Annotated in this window: 24 protein-coding genes; 9 read left to right on the top strand and 15 right to left on the bottom strand. The window is 32.7% G+C overall.

Annotated features, from left to right (window positions below):
- Positions 1-35: 35 nt before the first annotated feature.
- The 3 genes from CD036_RS04240 to CD036_RS04230 all read left to right on the top strand — a co-directional run bounded on the left by CD036_RS04240 (position 36) and on the right by CD036_RS04230 (position 1,605).
- A complete protein-coding gene (locus tag CD036_RS04240) occupies positions 36-455 on the top strand; it encodes a PPC domain-containing DNA-binding protein (RefSeq protein WP_002508920.1) in 420 nt (139 codons plus the stop codon).
- A 257-nt stretch (positions 456-712) separates the two neighbouring features.
- Entirely contained in the window at positions 713-1,330 is a 618-nt protein-coding gene (locus CD036_RS04235) for a DUF1361 domain-containing protein (protein ID WP_002508921.1), read from the top strand.
- Positions 1,327-1,605: a hypothetical protein gene (locus CD036_RS04230; protein ID WP_002508922.1), complete on the top strand. Its 279-nt coding sequence runs from the start codon at positions 1,327-1,329 to the stop codon at positions 1,603-1,605. Before CD036_RS04235 ends, CD036_RS04230 begins: the two co-directional genes overlap by 4 nt.
- A gap of 142 nt (positions 1,606-1,747) precedes the next feature.
- Here the strand turns inward: CD036_RS04230 and mdh are convergent, their stop codons facing one another.
- The 5 genes from mdh to CD036_RS04205 form a co-directional block, all read right to left on the bottom strand.
- Positions 1,748-2,686 carry a malate dehydrogenase gene (gene mdh / locus CD036_RS04225; RefSeq protein WP_103388052.1) on the bottom strand — a complete coding sequence of 313 codons (939 nt, stop codon included), beginning with the start codon at positions 2,684-2,686 and terminating at the stop codon, positions 1,748-1,750.
- 118 nt (positions 2,687-2,804) lie between these two features.
- A complete protein-coding gene (locus CD036_RS04220; protein WP_021459158.1) occupies positions 2,805-3,422 on the bottom strand; it encodes a DedA family protein in 618 nt (205 codons plus the stop codon).
- Between the two features lie 126 nt (positions 3,423-3,548).
- Complete coding sequence (locus CD036_RS04215) at positions 3,549-3,851, bottom strand: hypothetical protein (RefSeq protein ID WP_021459159.1); 303 nt, start codon at positions 3,849-3,851, stop codon at positions 3,549-3,551.
- Positions 3,852-3,867: 16 nt separating this feature from the next.
- Positions 3,868-4,776 (bottom strand): aldo/keto reductase, encoded by a 909-nt coding sequence (locus CD036_RS04210; protein WP_002508926.1) that lies wholly within the window; start codon positions 4,774-4,776, stop codon positions 3,868-3,870.
- Positions 4,777-4,809: 33 nt separating this feature from the next.
- Positions 4,810-5,736: a CobW family GTP-binding protein gene (locus CD036_RS04205; protein WP_103388051.1), complete on the bottom strand. Its 927-nt coding sequence runs from the start codon at positions 5,734-5,736 to the stop codon at positions 4,810-4,812.
- 227 nt (positions 5,737-5,963) lie between these two features.
- On the opposite strand from CD036_RS04205, the gene mgrA reads away from it, so the two are divergent.
- A complete protein-coding gene (gene mgrA, locus CD036_RS04200) occupies positions 5,964-6,407 on the top strand; it encodes a global transcriptional regulator MgrA (protein ID WP_002508928.1) in 444 nt (147 codons plus the stop codon).
- Between the two features lie 106 nt (positions 6,408-6,513).
- Here mgrA and CD036_RS04195 read toward each other — a convergent pair whose 3' ends face one another.
- Both CD036_RS04195 and CD036_RS04190 read right to left on the bottom strand, forming a co-directional pair.
- The gene (locus CD036_RS04195) at positions 6,514-8,190 is read right to left on the bottom strand and encodes an amino acid ABC transporter ATP-binding/permease protein (RefSeq protein WP_103388050.1); all 1,677 of its coding nucleotides are present in this window, start codon (positions 8,188-8,190) and stop codon (positions 6,514-6,516) included.
- Entirely contained in the window at positions 8,187-9,824 is a 1,638-nt protein-coding gene (locus tag CD036_RS04190; RefSeq protein ID WP_103388049.1) for an ABC transporter ATP-binding protein/permease, read from the bottom strand. The genes CD036_RS04195 and CD036_RS04190 overlap by 4 nt, the downstream gene beginning before the upstream one ends.
- A 312-nt stretch (positions 9,825-10,136) precedes the next feature.
- Here CD036_RS04190 and CD036_RS04185 point away from each other — a divergent pair, with 312 nt between their 5' ends.
- The 4 genes from CD036_RS04185 to CD036_RS04170 all read left to right on the top strand — a co-directional run bounded on the left by CD036_RS04185 (position 10,137) and on the right by CD036_RS04170 (position 13,030).
- Positions 10,137-11,012 carry an undecaprenyl-diphosphate phosphatase gene (locus CD036_RS04185; RefSeq protein WP_002508931.1) on the top strand — a complete coding sequence of 292 codons (876 nt, stop codon included), beginning with the start codon at positions 10,137-10,139 and terminating at the stop codon, positions 11,010-11,012.
- A gap of 282 nt (positions 11,013-11,294) precedes the next feature.
- Positions 11,295-11,996, top strand: a complete 702-nt coding sequence (locus tag CD036_RS04180; RefSeq protein ID WP_002508932.1) for a hypothetical protein — start codon at positions 11,295-11,297, stop codon at positions 11,994-11,996.
- Positions 11,997-11,999: 3 nt separating this feature from the next.
- Positions 12,000-12,449, top strand: coding sequence for a YaiI/YqxD family protein (locus tag CD036_RS04175; RefSeq protein WP_002508933.1), 450 nt, complete (start codon positions 12,000-12,002; stop codon positions 12,447-12,449).
- A 14-nt stretch (positions 12,450-12,463) separates the two neighbouring features.
- The gene (locus CD036_RS04170) at positions 12,464-13,030 is read left to right on the top strand and encodes an LOG family protein (RefSeq protein ID WP_002508934.1); all 567 of its coding nucleotides are present in this window, start codon (positions 12,464-12,466) and stop codon (positions 13,028-13,030) included.
- 54 nt (positions 13,031-13,084) lie between these two features.
- Here the strand turns inward: CD036_RS04170 and CD036_RS04165 are convergent, their stop codons facing one another.
- The 4 genes from CD036_RS04165 to CD036_RS04150 all read right to left on the bottom strand — a co-directional run bounded on the left by CD036_RS04165 (position 13,085) and on the right by CD036_RS04150 (position 15,110).
- Positions 13,085-13,639, bottom strand: a complete 555-nt coding sequence (locus CD036_RS04165) for a GNAT family N-acetyltransferase (protein ID WP_002508935.1) — start codon at positions 13,637-13,639, stop codon at positions 13,085-13,087.
- A 107-nt stretch (positions 13,640-13,746) separates the two neighbouring features.
- Positions 13,747-14,043 carry a hypothetical protein gene (locus CD036_RS04160; RefSeq protein WP_002508936.1) on the bottom strand — a complete coding sequence of 99 codons (297 nt, stop codon included), beginning with the start codon at positions 14,041-14,043 and terminating at the stop codon, positions 13,747-13,749.
- 325 nt (positions 14,044-14,368) lie between these two features.
- Positions 14,369-14,602 (bottom strand): SA0632 family lipoprotein, encoded by a 234-nt coding sequence (locus CD036_RS04155; RefSeq protein ID WP_225975808.1) that lies wholly within the window; start codon positions 14,600-14,602, stop codon positions 14,369-14,371.
- 40 nt (positions 14,603-14,642) lie between these two features.
- Entirely contained in the window at positions 14,643-15,110 is a 468-nt protein-coding gene (locus CD036_RS04150) for a GNAT family N-acetyltransferase (protein WP_157951327.1), read from the bottom strand.
- Between the two features lie 96 nt (positions 15,111-15,206).
- Here CD036_RS04150 and CD036_RS04145 point away from each other — a divergent pair, with 96 nt between their 5' ends.
- The gene (locus CD036_RS04145) at positions 15,207-15,890 is read left to right on the top strand and encodes a DUF1129 family protein (protein ID WP_002508939.1); all 684 of its coding nucleotides are present in this window, start codon (positions 15,207-15,209) and stop codon (positions 15,888-15,890) included.
- Positions 15,891-15,961: 71 nt separating this feature from the next.
- Here the strand turns inward: CD036_RS04145 and CD036_RS04140 are convergent, their stop codons facing one another.
- The 4 genes from CD036_RS04140 to CD036_RS04125 all read right to left on the bottom strand — a co-directional run bounded on the left by CD036_RS04140 (position 15,962) and on the right by CD036_RS04125 (position 19,982).
- Positions 15,962-17,122, bottom strand: a complete 1,161-nt coding sequence (locus tag CD036_RS04140; RefSeq protein ID WP_021459166.1) for an MFS transporter — start codon at positions 17,120-17,122, stop codon at positions 15,962-15,964.
- Positions 17,123-17,398: 276 nt separating this feature from the next.
- A complete protein-coding gene (locus CD036_RS04135) occupies positions 17,399-17,887 on the bottom strand; it encodes a DUF456 domain-containing protein (protein WP_002508940.1) in 489 nt (162 codons plus the stop codon).
- A 5-nt stretch (positions 17,888-17,892) separates the two neighbouring features.
- On the bottom strand, positions 17,893-19,101 hold the full coding sequence (locus tag CD036_RS04130; RefSeq protein WP_002508941.1) for a sugar efflux transporter: 1,209 nt from the start codon (positions 19,099-19,101) through the stop codon (positions 17,893-17,895).
- 26 nt (positions 19,102-19,127) lie between these two features.
- Positions 19,128-19,982: a LysR family transcriptional regulator gene (locus tag CD036_RS04125; protein ID WP_002508942.1), complete on the bottom strand. Its 855-nt coding sequence runs from the start codon at positions 19,980-19,982 to the stop codon at positions 19,128-19,130.
- Positions 19,983-20,042: the final 60 nt, after the last annotated feature.

Below are 20,042 nucleotides of genomic sequence, written 5' to 3'. Positions count from 1 at the left end.
TAATAGTAATGAAATCATTTTTATGGAGGGTCAATATGGTATATCAAGTTGATGGAAATACAATCGTTTTAATTTTAGAACAAGGCGAAGATATCATCTCAGCCGTTACAGATGTTGCACGTGAACAAAATGGTAAATTTGGTACAGTTAGCGGTATTGGAGCTTGCGAAGGGGTCGAATTAAATTTTTACAATTTAGACACGAAAACATATGAAAAACAAACATTTAACGAACCATTAGAACTAATTAGTTTATTAGGTAATATTTCTCACATCGATGATACACCTTTTGCACATTTACATGCTACTTTTGGTACGAACCAATACCAAACTTTAAGTGGTCACCTGTCAAAAGCAATTGTATCTGCAACTGCTGAAATTGTGATCACGATGACTAATTTAGATATTAACCGTAAACATAATGATAACATTGGATTAAATCTATTAGATGCATAATAACTCAGTTAATTAGGTGACTTGATTTCCATACAGTTACAACCAACTACGTAGTGAAATCGGTCACCTTACTTATGCATTTTCATTAACACAAGTACTAATATATTATAATACTTCAAAATGTACCTCTTTGTTTTTTTATTGATTCCACGTCGTAAAACTAGTATTATTGAATCTCGTATTTATAAATTAGTTAATTACTTTAAATATATAATATAGAAATTTGAGTTCAGCTCAAATAAAAGAAAGGTGGTACTATGAAATCCCGCTATATTGCCCGCATTGCTTTTATTGCACTGTTGACGATTTCTTTGTTTAGTAATGATGTTTATAGTTTTATGACGTTAAATTTAATATTAGCTTATATTCCACTTGAATTATGCTATTTGCTGAACTTATTTAAACCTAAAAAAGTTTTCGAATGGCCATTATTCATTATATTTAGTCTAATCTTTATTTTTATGGTTCCTAATACCTTTTATATGGTCACTGACTTAATTCATTTAAATCAATTCCGCTTTAATTTTTACGCTGGTTTAACTATTATTGAATGGATTTATTTTACGTATTTGTTAGCTGGAGTTGCTTTAGCTACTTATTGTTTAACGCTCATCTATATCGAAATCAATCACTTCACTCAATATCGATGGTTAAATAACACAATCATTGTATTAATGATGTTTTTAAATGGTCTAGGTGTATATATGGGGCGCTTTTTAAGATTTCATTCTGTTTATTTAATTAACGAGCCTCTAAGTGTGTTACAAGATGTCGCACAAGCAATAAACCCAAGCACACTTGCTTTTATTGTACTCATGATGGTATTGCAATTACTTATCATTGTGTTTATGAAAGGAGTACGATTAGCGAAATGACATTGAATATAATTATCTTAATCGCTGTTATTGTGGTGCTACAATTAATTATTGGGCATTTACTACATGATGTTGGTTTTTCATTACTTCACAGCATTATTTTGATGTTATTTCCATTAGGTATCGGCTTGTTTGCCTTACAATTATGGTATTATGAACACCGTTATTCTAAATGGGCTGTACCATTTAACGTTAAATTAAGATTAAAATATATGTATATTCTAACTTTCTTTGAATATGTAGCTTTATACGTATGCATTGTTGTTATCACATAACTAAGATATTACATTATCTCGACTGTTATAATTTAATAAAAAATTCTGGTACATTTGAGTACTAAGTGTAAACACAAGTATATACAGTACAATATTAAACAAGGCTGGTGCATATCAAGCACCAGCCTCGTTTATGTCATATTTAAAATTGTTGTAATGCTGCTTTAACGTCTGTTACTGCTTTTGCAGACGTATCTAATTGAGCTTGTTCATCTGCTGACAGTGATAAAGTGACAATTTTTTCTATACCTTGTGCACCCAAAATTGTTGGTACACCTAAACATATATCATGATAGCCGTATTCACCTTTTAATAAAGCAATACTAGGCAACAATCTTTTTTGATCTTTAATAATAGCTTCTAACATACTATAAATTGCAGCTGCAGGTGCGTAATATGCTGAGCCAGTGCCCAATAATCCCACAATTTCTGCTCCGCCTTTACGCGTACGCTCAACAATCGCTTCGATCTTGTCTTGTGCCAGCAACTCAGCTAGTGGCACACCATTCACATTTGTCGAACGCACTAATGGCACCATGTCATCTCCATGTCCACCTAATACCAATCCTTTGACATCTTTTACGGAAACATTTAATGCATCAGCAATAAACGTTTGATAACGTGCAGTATCTAAAATACCTGATTGCCCTATCACATGACTTTTCGGTAGGCCTGATGCTTTATAAACTGTGTATGTCATAGCATCTACTGGATTAGTTAAGACAATAATTTTACATTGTGGTGAGTACTGGACGATTTGCTCTGTCACCTCACGCATAACCGCTTCATTTGTTTGAACAAGATCATCTCTGCTCATCCCCGGTTTCCTTGGAACACCTGCTGTAATAACTACGACATCTGAATCTTTCGTAGCTTGATAGTCAACTGCTCCCTCGACGTTACTATCAAAACCAAAAATAGGGCTACTTTCCAAAATATCTAATGCTTTTCCTTGTACCGGACCTTCTGATTTTGGTCGATCAATAAGTACTACGTCCGCTAGTCCTTGTTGTGCTGTAATAAATGCTAATGTTGCGCCTGTATTACCTGCACCTATAATCGAAACTTTCTGTTTTGTCATGCCATGCTCTCCTCCAGTGTATAACTCTGCTCTTCATTCACTTCATTATAACACTGGCGTCGTAACATTCAGAGGACAATTAGTAGTTGTATCTATTCAAATATATTAATTTAAATGATTACTTTTGCTTATTTTTACGAACACGTTTTAGCCATTTCCATATAAAGTAAATAACAATGAGTAGCAAAATAACATAGATAACTTTAGAGTAAATATCCATATAATAGACGATTTGATGCCAATTGCCACCTACTTTCATTCCTAAATAAATCAATACCATATTCCAAATAATTGTTCCGAGTGTACTAAAAATAACAAACACAGAAAAATTCATCTTGGTAATACCAGCAGGAATAGAAATTAAACTACGAATAAGTGGTACAAATCTACAGAAAAAGATTGTCCAGTATCCATATTTTTCAAACCAATCAAATGTCTTAGTTAAATCCGTTGATTTTACACGTAAAATTTTGCCATAGCGATTTACAAGTCGATATAACTTGTCTTCGCCAATCCATAAACCGATGCCGTATAGAACGATTGCACCGATGATTGATCCCAGTGTAGATGCCACTGTCACTCCTATAAAACCTAACGATGATTTAGTCGTCATAAAGCCACCAAATGTTAATATGATCTCAGATGGTATTGGTGGAAAAATATTCTCTAAAAATATCAGCAATGCTATTCCAAAATAGCCAAATTGTTCCATGAACTGTGTAATCCACTGTTCCATGTATTAACCTCACTTCTCCAATTTTGTTGTAATTCAAAAATACTGTGCTCTAAAGCATTTAGTAAAGCATTAGTTGCTCACATAAAAGGTTGCACAGCGATGTCTCAGCAATAATATGATATTTAACTAACCTAATAAATTATTAGTAGCTGCATATAAATACATAAGCAAACCAAATATACTACCAGCCATAATTGATAATATGAGTGTTAAAATCATAGTGCGCTTAAAATGACGAATAAATGAAACAAATAACAATCCAACATTATATATGAAAAACAAGCCAAAAAACGCCATCATAATATTAATATCGGGATAAACAATATTTAATAATAATATGACTACTGCAAACCCCAGAAATGGGAAATGAATAAAATTTCGTTCAAATTGCTTTTGCTTTTGCCAATGTTGTTCTTGATTATTAGCCATAATACTTACTCCTTTTTTACGGTATATCGTGACCTAACGATGCAGTATAAATATCAAACCATTCTTGATCTGACAGTTTAATATCAAAACCTGCCAAAGCCTCATCAACCCGAGAGATTTGATGTGTACCTATAACAGGTAAAATTGCTGCGGGATGTTTATTTAACCATGCCATTATGATACTTGAAGTAGATGTTTGATATTTTTGAGCTAACGGTCCAATAATTGCCATAATTCGTTTTGCTTTGTCATCTGCTAAATCAAATAGCTTCCCACCCGCTAAAGGACTCCAAGCCATAACCTTAACATTATCTTGTTGCATATAATTTAATGTCCCGTCTGTCATAATGTCTAATGTATATGGTGAAACTTCTAATTGATTCACAGTTATATGCAATTTATCGCACACTAAACATTGATTTAATAAATCGTATTGTGATTTATTAAAGTTAGATACACCAAAAGATTTCACTTTACCCGCTTTTACCAAATCCATTAAAGCGTCAGTGATTTCATTCGGGTCCATTAATGGAGAAGGTCTGTGTATCAATAATGAATCCAAATAATCTACATTTAGTTCTTGCAATGAACGGTCAACAGACTGTTTTATATGTTGTCTACTGTGATCATATCGATGACCTGTCGTCCACGATAACCGTTCAGAAGGCAATACAATACCACATTTCGACACAATTTCAATTGAATCTCGTAATTCAGGTGACAACTTCAATGCTTCACCAAAAATACCTTCGCAACGATAATCTCCATAAATATCCGCATGGTCCATCGTCGTTATACCGCGTTCTACTAATTCGTGTAAATAACGATTTAGCTCTTGCGGCGTCCATTGCCAATCGTGCGCTCGCCAAAAACCTTGAATAACTTTAGAAAAAGAAACATATTGATTAATTTCGACTTTATCCATCGTTTGACACATCCTTATCTCACATTTTATATTTTACGTAAATTGTAGCATTTCCAAATCGTTCCTCAGCCTTACTTTATCCAACTGTTCTCCTATAAGGACTACATTTAACGGTTTATCTTCCTCAATAACAAAAAAATCAGGCAAACCATATGCATATTGAAATTCATAAGTAACTTCAGGCTCATCACGAAACTTCACGTATCCCTTTAATCTTAGAACATTATCGGGTAGCCGTAAAATATATTGATAAAACAATTGCCTATCTATAGGTGATGTAAACTTATAATGTAATCTTTCTATGCCATGATGATGACCATGATATGATGTGTGCATATTCGAGTGTTGTCCAACTGATTCAAACGTTAACTCCTCGATATTGGCATACTCTGTAAAATGTACACTTGCTGTAGCATTTATACTGCTTAATGCCGTTGTGAGCTGTGCTTTATCTTCATTGACCAAATCCATTTTATTCAATAATATGACATCACAAACAGATAACTGCGCCTCCATAAGTTCCATTGTTTCATTAGTATATTGTGCTCGTTGTATAAATCTAGGTGCATCAGCAACACCGATAACCATTGGTTGCTTAATATAATCTACAATGTCTGGATCTTGGCATGCTACTATAATGTCAATCGGATGGGCAATACCTGTTGCTTCAATAATAATATGTTGCGTATCATTTTGATTTATCAAATATTTTAGTTTCGCTAATAATTCCTGTTTTAAATCGCAACATACACAACCGTTCAAAATAGAATATATATTCACATTAGATTGCTCAATCCGGCTATTAAAGTCAGTATCGCCATATTCATTAATAATAATTTTAACATTCTCATTACTATTTAATAATCTTTTTGTATAATTATAAAGTAAAGTAGTTTTGCCACTTCCGAGAAATCCTGTTACAATCGATAATGATATTTTATGATTTATATTATTTTTCAAACTATCCACTCATTTCTTATACAAATGTTTGCACAAAAGTTAAATTAAACATATAATTGACCTTTTACTTGATAAAATATTAGATATCTTCTAAACTTTAATTATACTTTTTATTTTAGCATGGCACAGTACAAAAGTATGTTTGCAAATGAATTCTATACAACATAGACGGATCCAATCCGATACACAGAGAAAAATTACGGATAGAATGTCTGGAGGAGAACTTAATGTCTGAGCAACTTAATTTAAAGGAGCAACTTTGTTTTAGTTTATACAATGCACAAAGACAAGTAAATCGCTACTACTCAAATAATGTCTTTAAAAAATATAAACTAACATATCCACAATTTTTAGTTCTAACAATATTGTGGAATGAATCACCTGTAAATGTTAAGAAAGTCGTTACTGAATTAGCATTAGATACTGGCACAGTATCACCGTTACTAAAAAGAATGGAGCAAGTTGATCTAATCAAACGTGAGCGATCTGAAATTGATCAACGTGAAGTCTTTATTCATTTAACTGAAAAGAGTGAGTCCATTCGTCCTGAATTGGATACAGCTTGTCAAGATGTTGCAGTTGCGTCTTCATTAGACGAAACAGAATCTGCTGAACTCAACAGATTACTTGATAAAGTTATAACTGCATTTACTGACGTTAAAACAAAATAATTTTTGCCCATGTTAAATTTAAAAGTGGAAGATATGTAAATTAAATCATTAAATATAGTTATTTATATAGAGAGGTCAAACAATCTTGTTTGATCTCTCTATATATTTATACTGACTTATTTAAGGTCATTATTTGATACAAATAACCGCGTTGTCCTAGTAAATCTTCGTAAGAGCCTGCTTCTATAATCTTTCCATCAACTACGACTACAATTTTATCAAACTGTGGTAACAGTCTTAAATCATGAGTTGCTATTACTAGAGTTTGCGCATATTTATGAATTAAATCCATTACACGTTCTGTATGATAAATGTCTAAAGCTGTTGTTGGCTCATCTAATATCCAGATTGGTTTGTTGTTTAATAATAATCTAGCGATGCCGATACGTTGTAATTCTCCTCCTGAAACAGTATCACCAACTAAAGTTAGTGGTGTATTTAATGCAAAATGATCCAAGCCAAGTTTTACTAATGTTTCTTTTATTACACTATCAGGTTGAGACGTAAAGAGATTTTCTTTTAATGTACCATCAAACACTTGTTGCGTTTGTAACATACCGTTGAGCAGCTTATATTTGTCCTCATTTGTGATGTTATGCAACTGTTGATTATTAAGTTTAATTTCTCCTGCTTCGGCTTGATATAAGCCTAACATCAATTGTAATATTGTACTTTTCCCCGAACCAGAAGGACCAATGAGTGCTACATGTTCACCTTCAGCCACTTCTAAATTAATATTACGTAATACAGGTACGGATTGATTCCAATATTTAAAATCTACATTTTGTACAGATAGTTTTATAGGGTGAGAAGCATCATATGAAAAACGTTCTGTACCTTGTGTTATTGGATGCGCCATTACTTCATTGACTTTCGACAGTGCATCATCGGTATCTGCTTTATAATATGCTACATTGCTCATAGGTACTGCTTGTTCAAACAACGTTAGCATCATTAACACAATACTTGTTAAATAAACGACATCAAATTGTTGCTCTTGTACTTGCACCACTCCAAGATACAATGTGAAAAATAATGCAAGCATTGAAATAATATTTAAGATAAAGTCGTATAGTGTTAAAAAACGTTGTTCTTTCAATTGCGCCTTACTATATGCTGTTAGCGAGTTATCTAACATCATTTTATAATTATGCTGTTGTTCAAAACGTTGTAATTCAGCATATCCTGCCTTATAGTCATAAAAGTGATTTAAAAATTCATTTTGCTTTTTATTTTTATACGCTTTAATCTTGGTTGCGCGTTTAGCACTTAACCATGGCACGATGCCTAACGTAATAAACATACTCACAAAAATAATCAATGCATGTGTATATGAAAATGCAAACATAACAATTATAGATATAATCGTCGTTATCCCAATCACTACAGGAGGATAATATACACGTAGATAAATATTTTGTAGGGCTTCAATTCTACTCACCATATTAGATAAAAGTTCAGTCGATTTAAATCTTCTATAAACATCTGGTATCACAGGAATTAAACCTTTAAAAAACTGCACGCGCACATCTCGTAACATGGTAAATGTTGTACGATGTGACAACAGTCTCTCAGCATACCTAAAAATCGCTCTTAGAAAACCAAATAATTTCACTGATACAATCAATATCATTAATGCAAATAATGGTGCTCCTAAAGCACTTTGTGTCACCATGTATCCACTTAAAAAGAACATAGCTAATGCAACGACACTACCTAACACGCCTACTGCTATTGCACTTATTAAATCTTTATCTGCTTTAAAATGAATTCGTGGCTTCACTCTGGTTCACCACCCTTTTTATTTTCTACTGACATGACCTGATCTATAAATTTCACACTACCATTTTCAATATAAACACGTCTGTCTGCATATTGAATTGTGCTATCACGGTGAGCAATATAAATTATCGTTGCTGCTTGAAATTGTCGATGAATGACATCCTGTATAATTGTTTCAGTCTGTAAGTCCAACCCTGTTGTTGGTTCATCAAACAAGACAATATCAGGCTGTAACAATAAAACTCGTGATAGTTCAATACGTCTCATTTCTCCACCTGAGAGCATTTCTCCACCTTCACCGATATGTGTATCAATACCATGTTTAAAAGCAGCAACTTTCTCTTTCAAGCCTACTAAATTCAACATTTTATAAACCTGTGCCTCAGTGATTTCATCATTAAACATTGTTATATTATTTTTAATTGAAGTATTAAAAATATAAGGTGTTTGGCTCAATATGCCGAAACGCAATTGTCTAGAAGCCACAGTTAGCTCACCATTAGTAACTGGTAATTGCTGAGTAATAATCTGCGCAAGTGTTGATTTTCCAGCGCCACTAGGACCAACTAACGCGATTTTTTCACCTTTCGTTATTTCCAAATTAATATGCTGTAATGCATACGATTGCGCACCTTCATACTTAAAACTTACATCATGCAGTTTAACAATCGATGATGTTGACATGTCATGTTGTTGTGGTCTTGCAACTGGATTTATCGTCGGCTCTTCTAAAAAATCGAATACTACATCACTTGAGCCCTCACTTTGTTTTCCGCTGTGGAACGATTGTCCTAAATCCTTAATTGCATTGTAAAATTCTGGAGCTAAAATAATAGCTATTGCTGCAGTTTTAAAATCGATATTATTAAATAATATAAGTCCTAATCCTGCTTCTAAAGCTACTAAACCTATGCCTAGCATCGTAATAAACTCCAGCATAAGGCCTGATAAGAATGCACTTTTTAAAATACGCATTGTCAAAGTTCTAAAATGTGTACTTTCTTCATACAATTCTTGCTCAGTTCTAGCTGTTTGATTAAAGAGTTTTAATGTAATTAGCCCTTTAACTTTGTTTAGAAACTGTTGGCTAAATTGATTTAAGTAAGTCATTTTATCTTTAGATTCATCACGTGTTTCCAACCCAAAAATGATATAAAACAACGGGATAAAAGGTGCAGTCACTAACATTATAAGTGCTGTGTTAAGATGTATAAAAAACATAGCACCAATAATAAAAACTGGAATCATCATTGATTTAAATACTTGCGGAAAGAAATTACTAAAAAATGGAGCTATGCCATCAATGCCTTCCGTAACCACATTTATTTGCTTGCCTATAGGCGATTTAGACGCTTTTTCAATAACTTGTTGCCTTAAACTATTTTTAATTCGATTAGCCATCGTATCTCCAATTGCTAAATTCAACATATTAAACACTGCTCGAGCAATTAATACAAAAAAGATAATTATCAATAATGATGTCAATTGAAACTGTTGTTGAATCAGCACTTTATCCAAAATTACGCCTATCGTTATATTTTGAAATACTACAGTCAATGCGAGTAAAATACTGACTAAAAACATCAAAATCGGAAAAATTTTATATTCTAACGCTAATTTTGTTAATCTTTTCACAAATATCACCTTTAATATATTATAAATGGTTTTAGCGATTTTTAAATTAATTCGTTTTATATTTACACAAAAAAAGTAACTGCTATACATATTTTTGTCACAATACAAAGCACATGTTATGATAACAACGTCAATACAAAGTTGAGCTGTACTTAGTTTATCTATCACGGAACTTTGATACATGGTATAGTATACTGCTCATACTTTGGTCCCAAATTGCATAATTCTAATACATTTTTAAAATTCATTATGCTATTATGAAAAAGGAAAATGTATATAAAATTTAATAAGTACGATGAAAGTAGGTAAATTATGGTAATACTTGAATTGATTAAAGGTATCATTCTAGGTATTGTTGAAGGTTTAACAGAGTTTGCGCCTGTATCTTCTACAGGTCACATGATTTTAATTGACGATATGTGGTTGAAATCCACAGAATTTTTAGGTTCTGAATCTGCTTTCACCTTCAAAGTGGTCATTCAACTTGGTTCCGTTTTTGCCGCGGCTTGGGTTTTCCGTGAGCGCTATTTTGAAATGTTACATATTGGTAAATACAAAGCCGAACCATTGGACGGCGTTGACCAAAAGCCTAAACGACTAAATTTAATTCATATTGTCGTAGGTATGATACCTGCTGGTATCTTAGGTCTTCTATTTGATGATGTCATTGAAAAATACTTATTTAGCGTACCTACAGTTATGATTGGCCTTTTCGTTGGTGCAATTTATATGATTGTAGCAGACATGTATAGTAAAAAAGTCAAAAATCCGAAAACAGTAGATCAAATCACTTATGTTCAAGCATTTATTATTGGTTTGTCCCAAGCTATTGCTATGTGGCCAGGATTTAGTAGATCTGGTTCTACAATTTCTACAGGTGTACTAATGAAAATGAACCATAAAGCAGCTTCAGACTTTACATTTATGATGGCTGTACCTGTCATGCTTGGTGCTAGTGGTCTATCGCTAGTTAAAAATATAGAATTTATTCATGCAAATCAAATTCCATTCTATATTTTAGGATTTTTAGCAGCATTTATTTTTGGTTTAATTTCAATCAAATTATTCCTACACTTAATTAGTAAAGTTAAGTTATTACCTTTTGCAATTTATAGAATCATCTTAGTAATTATTATTGCTATCTTGTATTTTGGTTTTGGTATTGGTCATAACATTACTGGTGCATAACTATTTTACAAAATTATACCTTTAATTAAAAATTGTGTGACAGAGGCTGGGACAATCAATATTGTCCCAGCCTCTTTTCATATTGGCAATAGACCACCTTATTTTACGTTATGTCCCCTCTCCTATATACATGCATTACACAACACTCTCGTCCTGTCCCTCTTACAGTTAACCTTAAATTTCTTCTATTTATATTTTAGATAGCTTTCAATACAAATGTCGTTTAATTTACGGTATCATAGGGTAATAATAACTTAGTATATTTATATGGAGGCAACGTGTATGGACAAAAAGCAATTAGTGAAAACACTAATCAATGTAGTACCAATTATAATAGTTCCGCTAATTTTAGAGCGTAAGCGTATTAAATCACATCCAGATGTGAAAAAGGCTTCTGAAGCAACAGCTAAAGCTTCAAAAAATGTCGCAACAAAATCAATTCAATTTAAAGATGTTGTTGTTGATAAATCTGGTAACGCTAAAGACTACGTGGTTACCAAAAAACATAATATGGATGAAAAGCGTCAGTTAAGACAAATCGCAAAAGAACATGATCCTGCTTATATCCAAAAACAAGAAGCTAAAGCTGTTAAATCAGATTATAAAGAAGCAGAAAAGCTAGATAAGATCTTACAAAAACAAATAGACAAACGTCATAAAGAAGAAGCCAAAGCACGTGAAGATAATAAGAAAGAACGTATTAAAAATATGAAAAAATCCAATAAGCATATGGAAAAAGTTGGGTTAACACCTGGAAAACTTGATGATAAAACAGAGAAAAAAGGTGAAAAACTAGCAAAAGACAACAGCAAAGATATTTCAAAATTGGATAAACGTTTGCAAAAGAATATCGATAAACGTCATAAAGCCGAAGCAAAAGCGCTGGATAACAACAAAAAAGATCGTTTAGCAGAGTTCGAAAAGTATAAAAATTACGATGCTAAAAGCGTTATTAAACAACGCAACGATAGCGAGAAACAATAACGCATGATACAAATCATTATCGACGGAGATGCTTGTCCTGTTACCGATTCAGTAATTGAATTGACTAAGGGGACAGGCATTTTTGTTACAATTGTCCGCAGCTTTAGTCATTATTCTACAGTTATCCAGCCACAACATGTAAAAATAGTTTATGTTGATGATGGACCTGAAGCAGTGGATTATAAAATTGTGCAGTTAGCTAACTCGGATGCTATTGTTATAACTCAAGATTATGGTCTTGCTAGTTTATTGCTCGATAAAGTCGCCGTCGTCTTACATCATAGTGGAAAACAATTTACTTATGACAACATCGATAGATTATTAGCTACGCGTCATGCACATGCTCAATATCGCCGCAGTGGTGGTAGAACTAAAGGGCCATCTAAGTTTACAGCGCAAGATAAAGCTGATTTTAATGCAGCCTTCCAAGCTGTGTTAACTCAATTTGATTAGCAGGAGGTAAATGCATGAAAAGAATAGCAGTATATTGTGGGGCCAGTAAAGGTAATGACGATATTTATGTTAAAGAAGCCTATGCCCTAGGAAAATATATGGCTAAACAAGGTTACGAACTAATTTTTGGTGCTGGTTCAGTAGGTATTATGGGTGCTATTGAACAAGGTGTTTTAGATCAAGGCGGTAAAGCCATTGGTGTTATGCCTAAATCGTTAGATGAGAAAGAAATTACTAGTCAAAAAGTAAGCCAACTCATTTTAGTAGATTCTTTACATGAACGTAAGGCTAAAATGTCAGAGTTAGCCGATGCTTTTATTATGGCTCCAGGTGGTGCTGGTTCATTGGAAGAGTTCTTTGAAACATATAGTTGGTCTCAAATAGGCATCCATCAAAAACCAATAGCAATTTTTAACATCAATGGTTTTTTCAATCCATTACAACAGTTAATTCAACACATGATTGATGAAGGTTTTATCGATCAAAAATATCAATCATTGGCACCACTTTGTGCTACAAAAGAAGAATTATTAACATGTCTCAATCAATATCAAGCTCTTGGTGTACGTACGTATGATTAATCAATGCGCACAAAACAAGGTACAAGCGCGCGCTATGTGTGCATGTACCTTGTTTTATTTAGTTATATCTTTAAGTTGAATATGATATCTCACATGTCTCTTTAACGGATGATAATTACTTAAGTCGGGATACTCAAAGAAATCGAATTGCTCCATACCAATTTTTTTCATCACTCGAATAGAAGCCTCGTTTTGCTCAGCTGCCAACGCATATATATGCTCAAATCCTCGCTCCTTGGCATAACTTAATACTGCTTGTGCACCCTCTGTCGCAATACCATTATCCCAAACTTCCGGAATTAATCGCCATCCTATTTCATAAAATGGTAGCTCAGTAAACTTGTATTTACTATTTTTAGGAACATAGTTTAATCCTATAAATCCTAGCCATCCATTTGTTTCTTTTAACTCAACCGCAAACAACCCTACACCAGTTTCTTTAATGATATCATCCATTTTCTTTAGATCTAGTTCTGAACGTCGATAACTCAATAGGCTAGGGAAAAATCTTCTAACTTGTTGATTGGCATTCATTTGTTGAAATGGTAAAACATCTGCCTCACGCCAGTCTCTTAAAATTAATCGTTCTGTCTCAATATAAACTGTCATCATTCACACCTCGAAACTTGTCTAAATTATTCCTGTTTATATAAAAGTAACGCGTTATGATTTATTCATATCGCGCTACTAATGTTGTGAAATTGTCCTCATTTATTTTAAGCTTTTGTAATATAGCTAATTAATTCTACATTAACTGCAATCTCTTTCAAACGATTTCTATCTGATTTTGGTGCTGTAAACGTAGCATCAATAAAATCATTTTGGTGATTTAACTGATAAGTCGCTACAAAAGTATCCGTATCTGACTCAAAATTAGGTAAATGCGCGATTACACGTTTAATTTCTCCAGTCGAATCTTTAATTTGTCGTCCAGTAATATTTTCTAATTCTCTACCCAATTCAGGTAAAGTAATCGCACGACCTTCTAACAAATCAAAATCTTGTTCATGCATGATTTTCCCTTCTTTCTATAGCATTTCAATTGTGTTTTCATTATATTTGATTCATTATTAATAGATTTGAAAAATTTAGAGTATAAATTTCCAAATAATCGTTATTATTAACTGTCTTGTGTCATAAATATTTTAATATATGCTCTTGAATACCCTTTATTATCTTCATTAAACGTGGTGTATTCATAATATGAAAATATTGTAACACAATTTGTTATCATTATTAAATAACTTTTCTATTAATTACGCATATGTATCATACAAAAATGATATTTACGTTCGCTCACTTAGGATGCAATATCTTCATGATTTCTGTGTTAGCCGTTTAATCTTCACTATCACTGTCAGCTTTTGCATCTATTTCTTTTTCAATATCAGCAGCTTCTTTTTTCAATTTATCACGCTCTTTAGTTACTTCTTCTTTTTGTTTTTTAAGCTTTTTTTGTTCTTTTTCAAGTTTATCAATATCTTTTTCTAAAGATACTTTTTCGTCACTTTTGCCACATGCTGATAAAGTAATTGTAGCAGCAAGTATTAGCGCTAACCATTTTTTCATCATATTGCTCCTTCGTTCTTATTGTCTTAAGGTTATTTTATCATTATTCTTTCTTGTCTTCATGTTTGGATTGTAAAGATTTGGTCATGATAACTTTTTGTGTATGATATCCCAAATATTCGTTAAGCTTTTGCATCGCTTCATTTGTTATATCTACTGTTCCTTGAATGCTAAGTGCCCCCATTGAGATGGCCCATTGTTCAATTTGTTGTTTTAATTTAGTGGCAATGCCTTGGTGTCTATATGTTTCGACAACGTATATCATTTCTATCGTCACGCTCGTTGTTGCTTCATCAAAATGCCCCCATATAAATGCAGCCATTTGTTCTTCATGTGCTATACATAAAATCATATCTCGAGAATATTTTAATCTATGTATAATCATTTCTTCTCGGAGTGCAATTTTAAAAGCTGATGGACTTGGTTGTTTCGCAGCTTGTGCAAGTTCACTTTCTTGAATTTTGGCCATTTGATTAATCAAACTTTTATCTTTAGTAGTAAGTTGTTTCATGTCATTCCTTTCTTTACGCTTCATATTGATTTATTGTTCAATATTAGTCATAATGTGTTTACTATAATATTTTATAAAAAGGATAGTTAAAATCAAATGAAATCTACTGAAAAATTGATGCGTGAAAATAATGTTAAGGCACTGCGTTTAAATAATACTGACAGAGATATTTTCGACAATTATACCACTTTTGTTCGAGCTGATTTGAGCGTTAATCCTCATGATTCTGAAAAAATGCTTAATCGCATTTTAAAAGAGTTGCTGAAGGCTGAAGATAACGGTGAACATGCATTGGATTTCTTTGATCACGACCCGAAAGCACATGCTAAAAAAGAGCTAAAAAAGCTGCCAAATGAAACAGTTAAAAATATTTTCAAATATATCGTTGAACATTTCTTCTTATTTTTTGGTTTGTTTTGCTTTTTAAAAGGGTTTATTGGGTTTTTTATCGGCGCTAAAAAATTTTATTTGTATTCATTTCCAATTACATTAATTATTGGTTTTATTATTATCTTTTTATTTATATGGATGGTTTTTAAAACTGTACAAATCCAATGTTTTACCAAATCAAATTGGATTTGGTTAGCAAACTACAGTGGTATTATTGTATTAATCTGTGCAATTTTTTATGTATTTTTTCTGCCACAATCTTATATGACATTTGGCCCATATTTATTAATTAGTAATTGGACATTTATTATTATTTCACTCGTTATCACACCAATAGCTGCCTATTTCGATTATCGACGAGTGAACAAAGACTCAAATACTTCCCTATAAAAATAGCCTGAGTTAAGTATTAGCATAGTCGTTAAAAAGACTATAACTTTCTTAACTCAGGCTGTTTTCAATTAAACAAGTGTCCCCTCTTTTTTCTCTACACGAATACTAATAACTAAGAAAATTAGACCAATCAATGTTAATATTGGTGCTATTAAACTCAATGATGCTATTGGTAGATTCGTTACTACCACACCACCAAGAAATGCGCCTAAAGCATTTCCTAAATTAAATGCGGATTGGTTTAATGTACTTGCCAAGGTCGGTGCTTCTTGTGAAATTAATGTACTCTTGTATTGTAATGAAGGACTCATACTAAATCCTATTAATCCAAAGAAGAACACACCTGCAACCATTAAAATTCCATTCATTTGAATGAAGTATAATAAAATGAAGTATAAAATAAACATAATAAAAATAATTTTTAATGCTTTATTTAAATTCCAATCAGCAAGTTTACCACCTACAATATTACCTAACGTAACGCCCACACCAAAAATGATTAATAAATATGAAATTAAATTTTCTTGAATATGAGACACTTCGATAAGAACCGAGGAAATGTAAGTAAAGTATGCAAAAACACTACTGAAACCAAATAACGTTACTGCTAACGTTAACCACAGACGTTTTTCTTTTAAGATTTTCAATTCTGTTTTAACAGAAGTTGCCTCTTGTTTTTTAGTCATTGGCACAAAGAAAATAATACCGATCAACGCCATTGCACCAATTATGGATATGATAATAAACGTCATCGGCCATCCAAAGTTTTGACCAATTAATGTACCAAATGGTACTCCTAAAATATTACTAAGGCTTAGTCCCATAAACATTAACGCCATAGCACTAGCTTTATATGCTGGTTTTACCATACTAGCTGCTAATATTGAGCCAATACCAAAAAATGAACCGTGCGCTAATGAAGTAATAATACGACTTGTCATCATAAATCCATAAGTCGGACTCAATGAGGCTGCAATATTACCTAAAATAAAAATGCCCATCAGCACAAGTAATAAATATTTTCTGTTCCATTTTATAGTTAACATCACAAGAATTGGGCCACCAATTGCTACGCCTAATGCATAACCTGTAATAAGTTGTCCCGCTTGGCTCACTGTTACATCAAAATCTCTAGCTATATTTGGTAACAAACCCATAATAACAAATTCGGTCATGCCAATTGCGAAAGCACCTATCGCCAGCATCCATATCGCTACAGGATATTTCATCTATAATCCCTCCAATTTCTTTTTTTACACATGAGTGCGATTATACTAAATCAACGAAAGTCATACAAGAGGCGTGCTCACATCTTTTCATATTCTTTTCATTGCAAAAATATCATAATTGTAACGCCCTGTTAGTCGTTAGCGTTTACATAATAATAAAAAAAAGAACAAATTAGATTCACCCTAAAAGGGTAATCTAATTTGTTCACTTATGTGCTAATTCTCTACATGCAACAGTAAACTGTTTGCTTGAAATTCTTTATGCGCTTATCTACTTTAATTGATTAGTAAAGCATCTACAAAGAACCAAATAACCATCAATAACATAATTAACGCTTGAGCAAGTGAGCTCGCTAAAAATGCCACGATAGAACCATAGCTTGCACGTAGCGCTTTTTTAAAGTTAGGTTCTTGAATAAGTTCTACAATAAGAACTGCTAAAAAAGGAATAATTAAAATACCAAATGGTGGAAAGACAAAACAACCAATAATCACACCAATAAATGCTGCATACTCACTTAATTTGGATCCACCAAACTTATTCACAAAATATTGATTCATTATAAAATCTGCTAATAAAATAAATATAGTTAGCAATACCATTGAGACATAAAATACCCATGATAAATTGCCATTATGAAATCCAAACTGATAAATTAAAAATCCTACCCACAATACAAGTACCGATGGGATAATTGGTTTAATCAATCCTATAAATGCTAATACAAATGACGCAATTATTAGTAACCATAAAATTAAAGTCATGTTATCTACTCCAGTACTTCGTCCGTATATTTATGTTCTTTCGTTATTGCAATCAGCAACATACCGAGAAAAATCGCTATTGCCGATACAAAAAACACATTCCCTAATCCTACAACATTACTCATCCAGCCTCCAAGTAAGTTACCACAAAGTTGTCCAATAACCATAGCGTTAGCAAACAATGTCGATGCATATCCTGGATAGTCAGGTAAAATATCTTGGAAATAGCTAATACCTAAACCGAGTAAAATAGCTAGGAAGATAGCCAAAAATACTTGTCCTATAAGCATCATAATAACATTATCAAAAACGCCAATACTAAAGTAAAACAGGCCACCAAATAGTCCACCTAAAATCAGTAACGTGCGTGTTTGCATTTTAGCAGAAAGCATTCCTAATATAACCATAAATGGAACCTCTAAGCCAGCACACAAACTCGCTAAATAGCCCACATATTTTTCATCTTCTTGTAAGTAATTAGTAACAAATAGAGGCATATTCAATGTGTACATCCATTGCCCGATATGTAATAAAATAAATGCAATAAACGGAATAAATAACGTTAAATCTTTTAACATATTAGGTGCCGATTTTTCGACATGGGTAACATCTGACGCTTTAGGAGCAGTCTTAATATCTTTGAAGAATACGAGCTGTAACGTTAGAGTAAATAAAATAACTGCTATCGTTCCTCCAAATAACCCAGCATATCCGTTTAGCGCTAACAATCCTGTACCTATTAATGGGCCGAATAAAAAACCAAAAGAAAACATCGACCTTAACACTGCATTGGCAAATTTAGCTCTATCACGTGACGTGGAAGCATTGATTGATTCTCTAGCTGAAGCATACATTTGAGGCATTGCCGGAGCAAATAAACCTTGGAATATGGCATACATAGCCATAAAGATCCATATTTCCTTAACAAAAAAATAAATAGAAAAACTAATAGCACCCATGAATAAGGCGGTGATAATTAGAAATTTTCTATTTATATTACGTGTGTCTGAAAACCTCGCCACAATTGTATTAACTGTAAATTGACTAATAGCTGCTAGTGCTAACAAAAGGCCAAATTGCACAGTTGACATTCCTAATTCATTTGTAGCAAATAGCACTAAAAACGGTACTGTGATAGATATACCCATACCAAGTAGCATCATATTAGTGACAAATAATTTATAATTTTTAATATGCAACAATTCTGCAAACATGAAAATCCCTCTATCCTATTTAAAATCTATTTTACATATTCCATCACTAATTGTATAAATGACTCTACTTGAGGTAGTTGTACCATACTTGAATCGTAACTCAAATAAGTAGACCTAATTAAAGGTTGGTCTTCAATATTCACTCGTGTAAAGTCAAACTGATCTCGATCAATGTGTCTCATCATTATCTCAGGTAAAATAGTTACACCAACACCGTTCATCAACATTTCTTTACACGTCGCTACTTGATCGACGGTAATCATTGCATGATAATCTTCACCGAGTTGATTACTGTACCATTCTTTAATTTGATTAATATAAATTGGGTCTGCTTGAAATTCGATAAAAGGTAATTTACTAGATTCCTCACGTCGATTTTGAGGCTGAATAAAATAATGTTCATCGTTGAATAAATGAGTATTGCTTAAATTCATAATTTTATTGCCACGAATAATCATGACATGATAGTCTCTATGATTTGCTTTAATTTGTTCACTTGATCCTACTTGAACTTGTATTTCAACATTAGGAAATTGTCTAGTATATAAATTCAACACTTCCGGTAATAATGTTTGACCAATGAGTGAAGAACATCCGATTGAAATTGTACCGTTTACTTCGCCAATGTGCGCTTGCATTTTATCTAAAAACAATCGTTCCCTATTTAACATGTCTTTGGCATGTTCGATAATCATTGATCCTTCAGTTGTCGTAATAAGTTGCTTTTTTGTCCGTATAAAAATATCTACACCAAAAGCATTTTCTATCGCTTTTAGTCGTTGTGTCACTGCTGGTTGTGAAATGTATAACATTTCTGCAGCTTTGCGTAACGTTTTGGTTTCGTCTAACGTTGTTATTAAGCGATAATCTTCGATCTTCATTTTATCCCCCTATTGATATATGCAATTACTTTTAACTACAGGTGTAATTGTACGCCATTA

The organism is Staphylococcus arlettae (assembly GCF_002902345.1).
GTDB classification, from domain to species: Bacteria; Bacillota; Bacilli; order Staphylococcales; family Staphylococcaceae; genus Staphylococcus; species Staphylococcus arlettae.
This window is presented reverse-complemented; position numbering and strand designations above follow the sequence as displayed.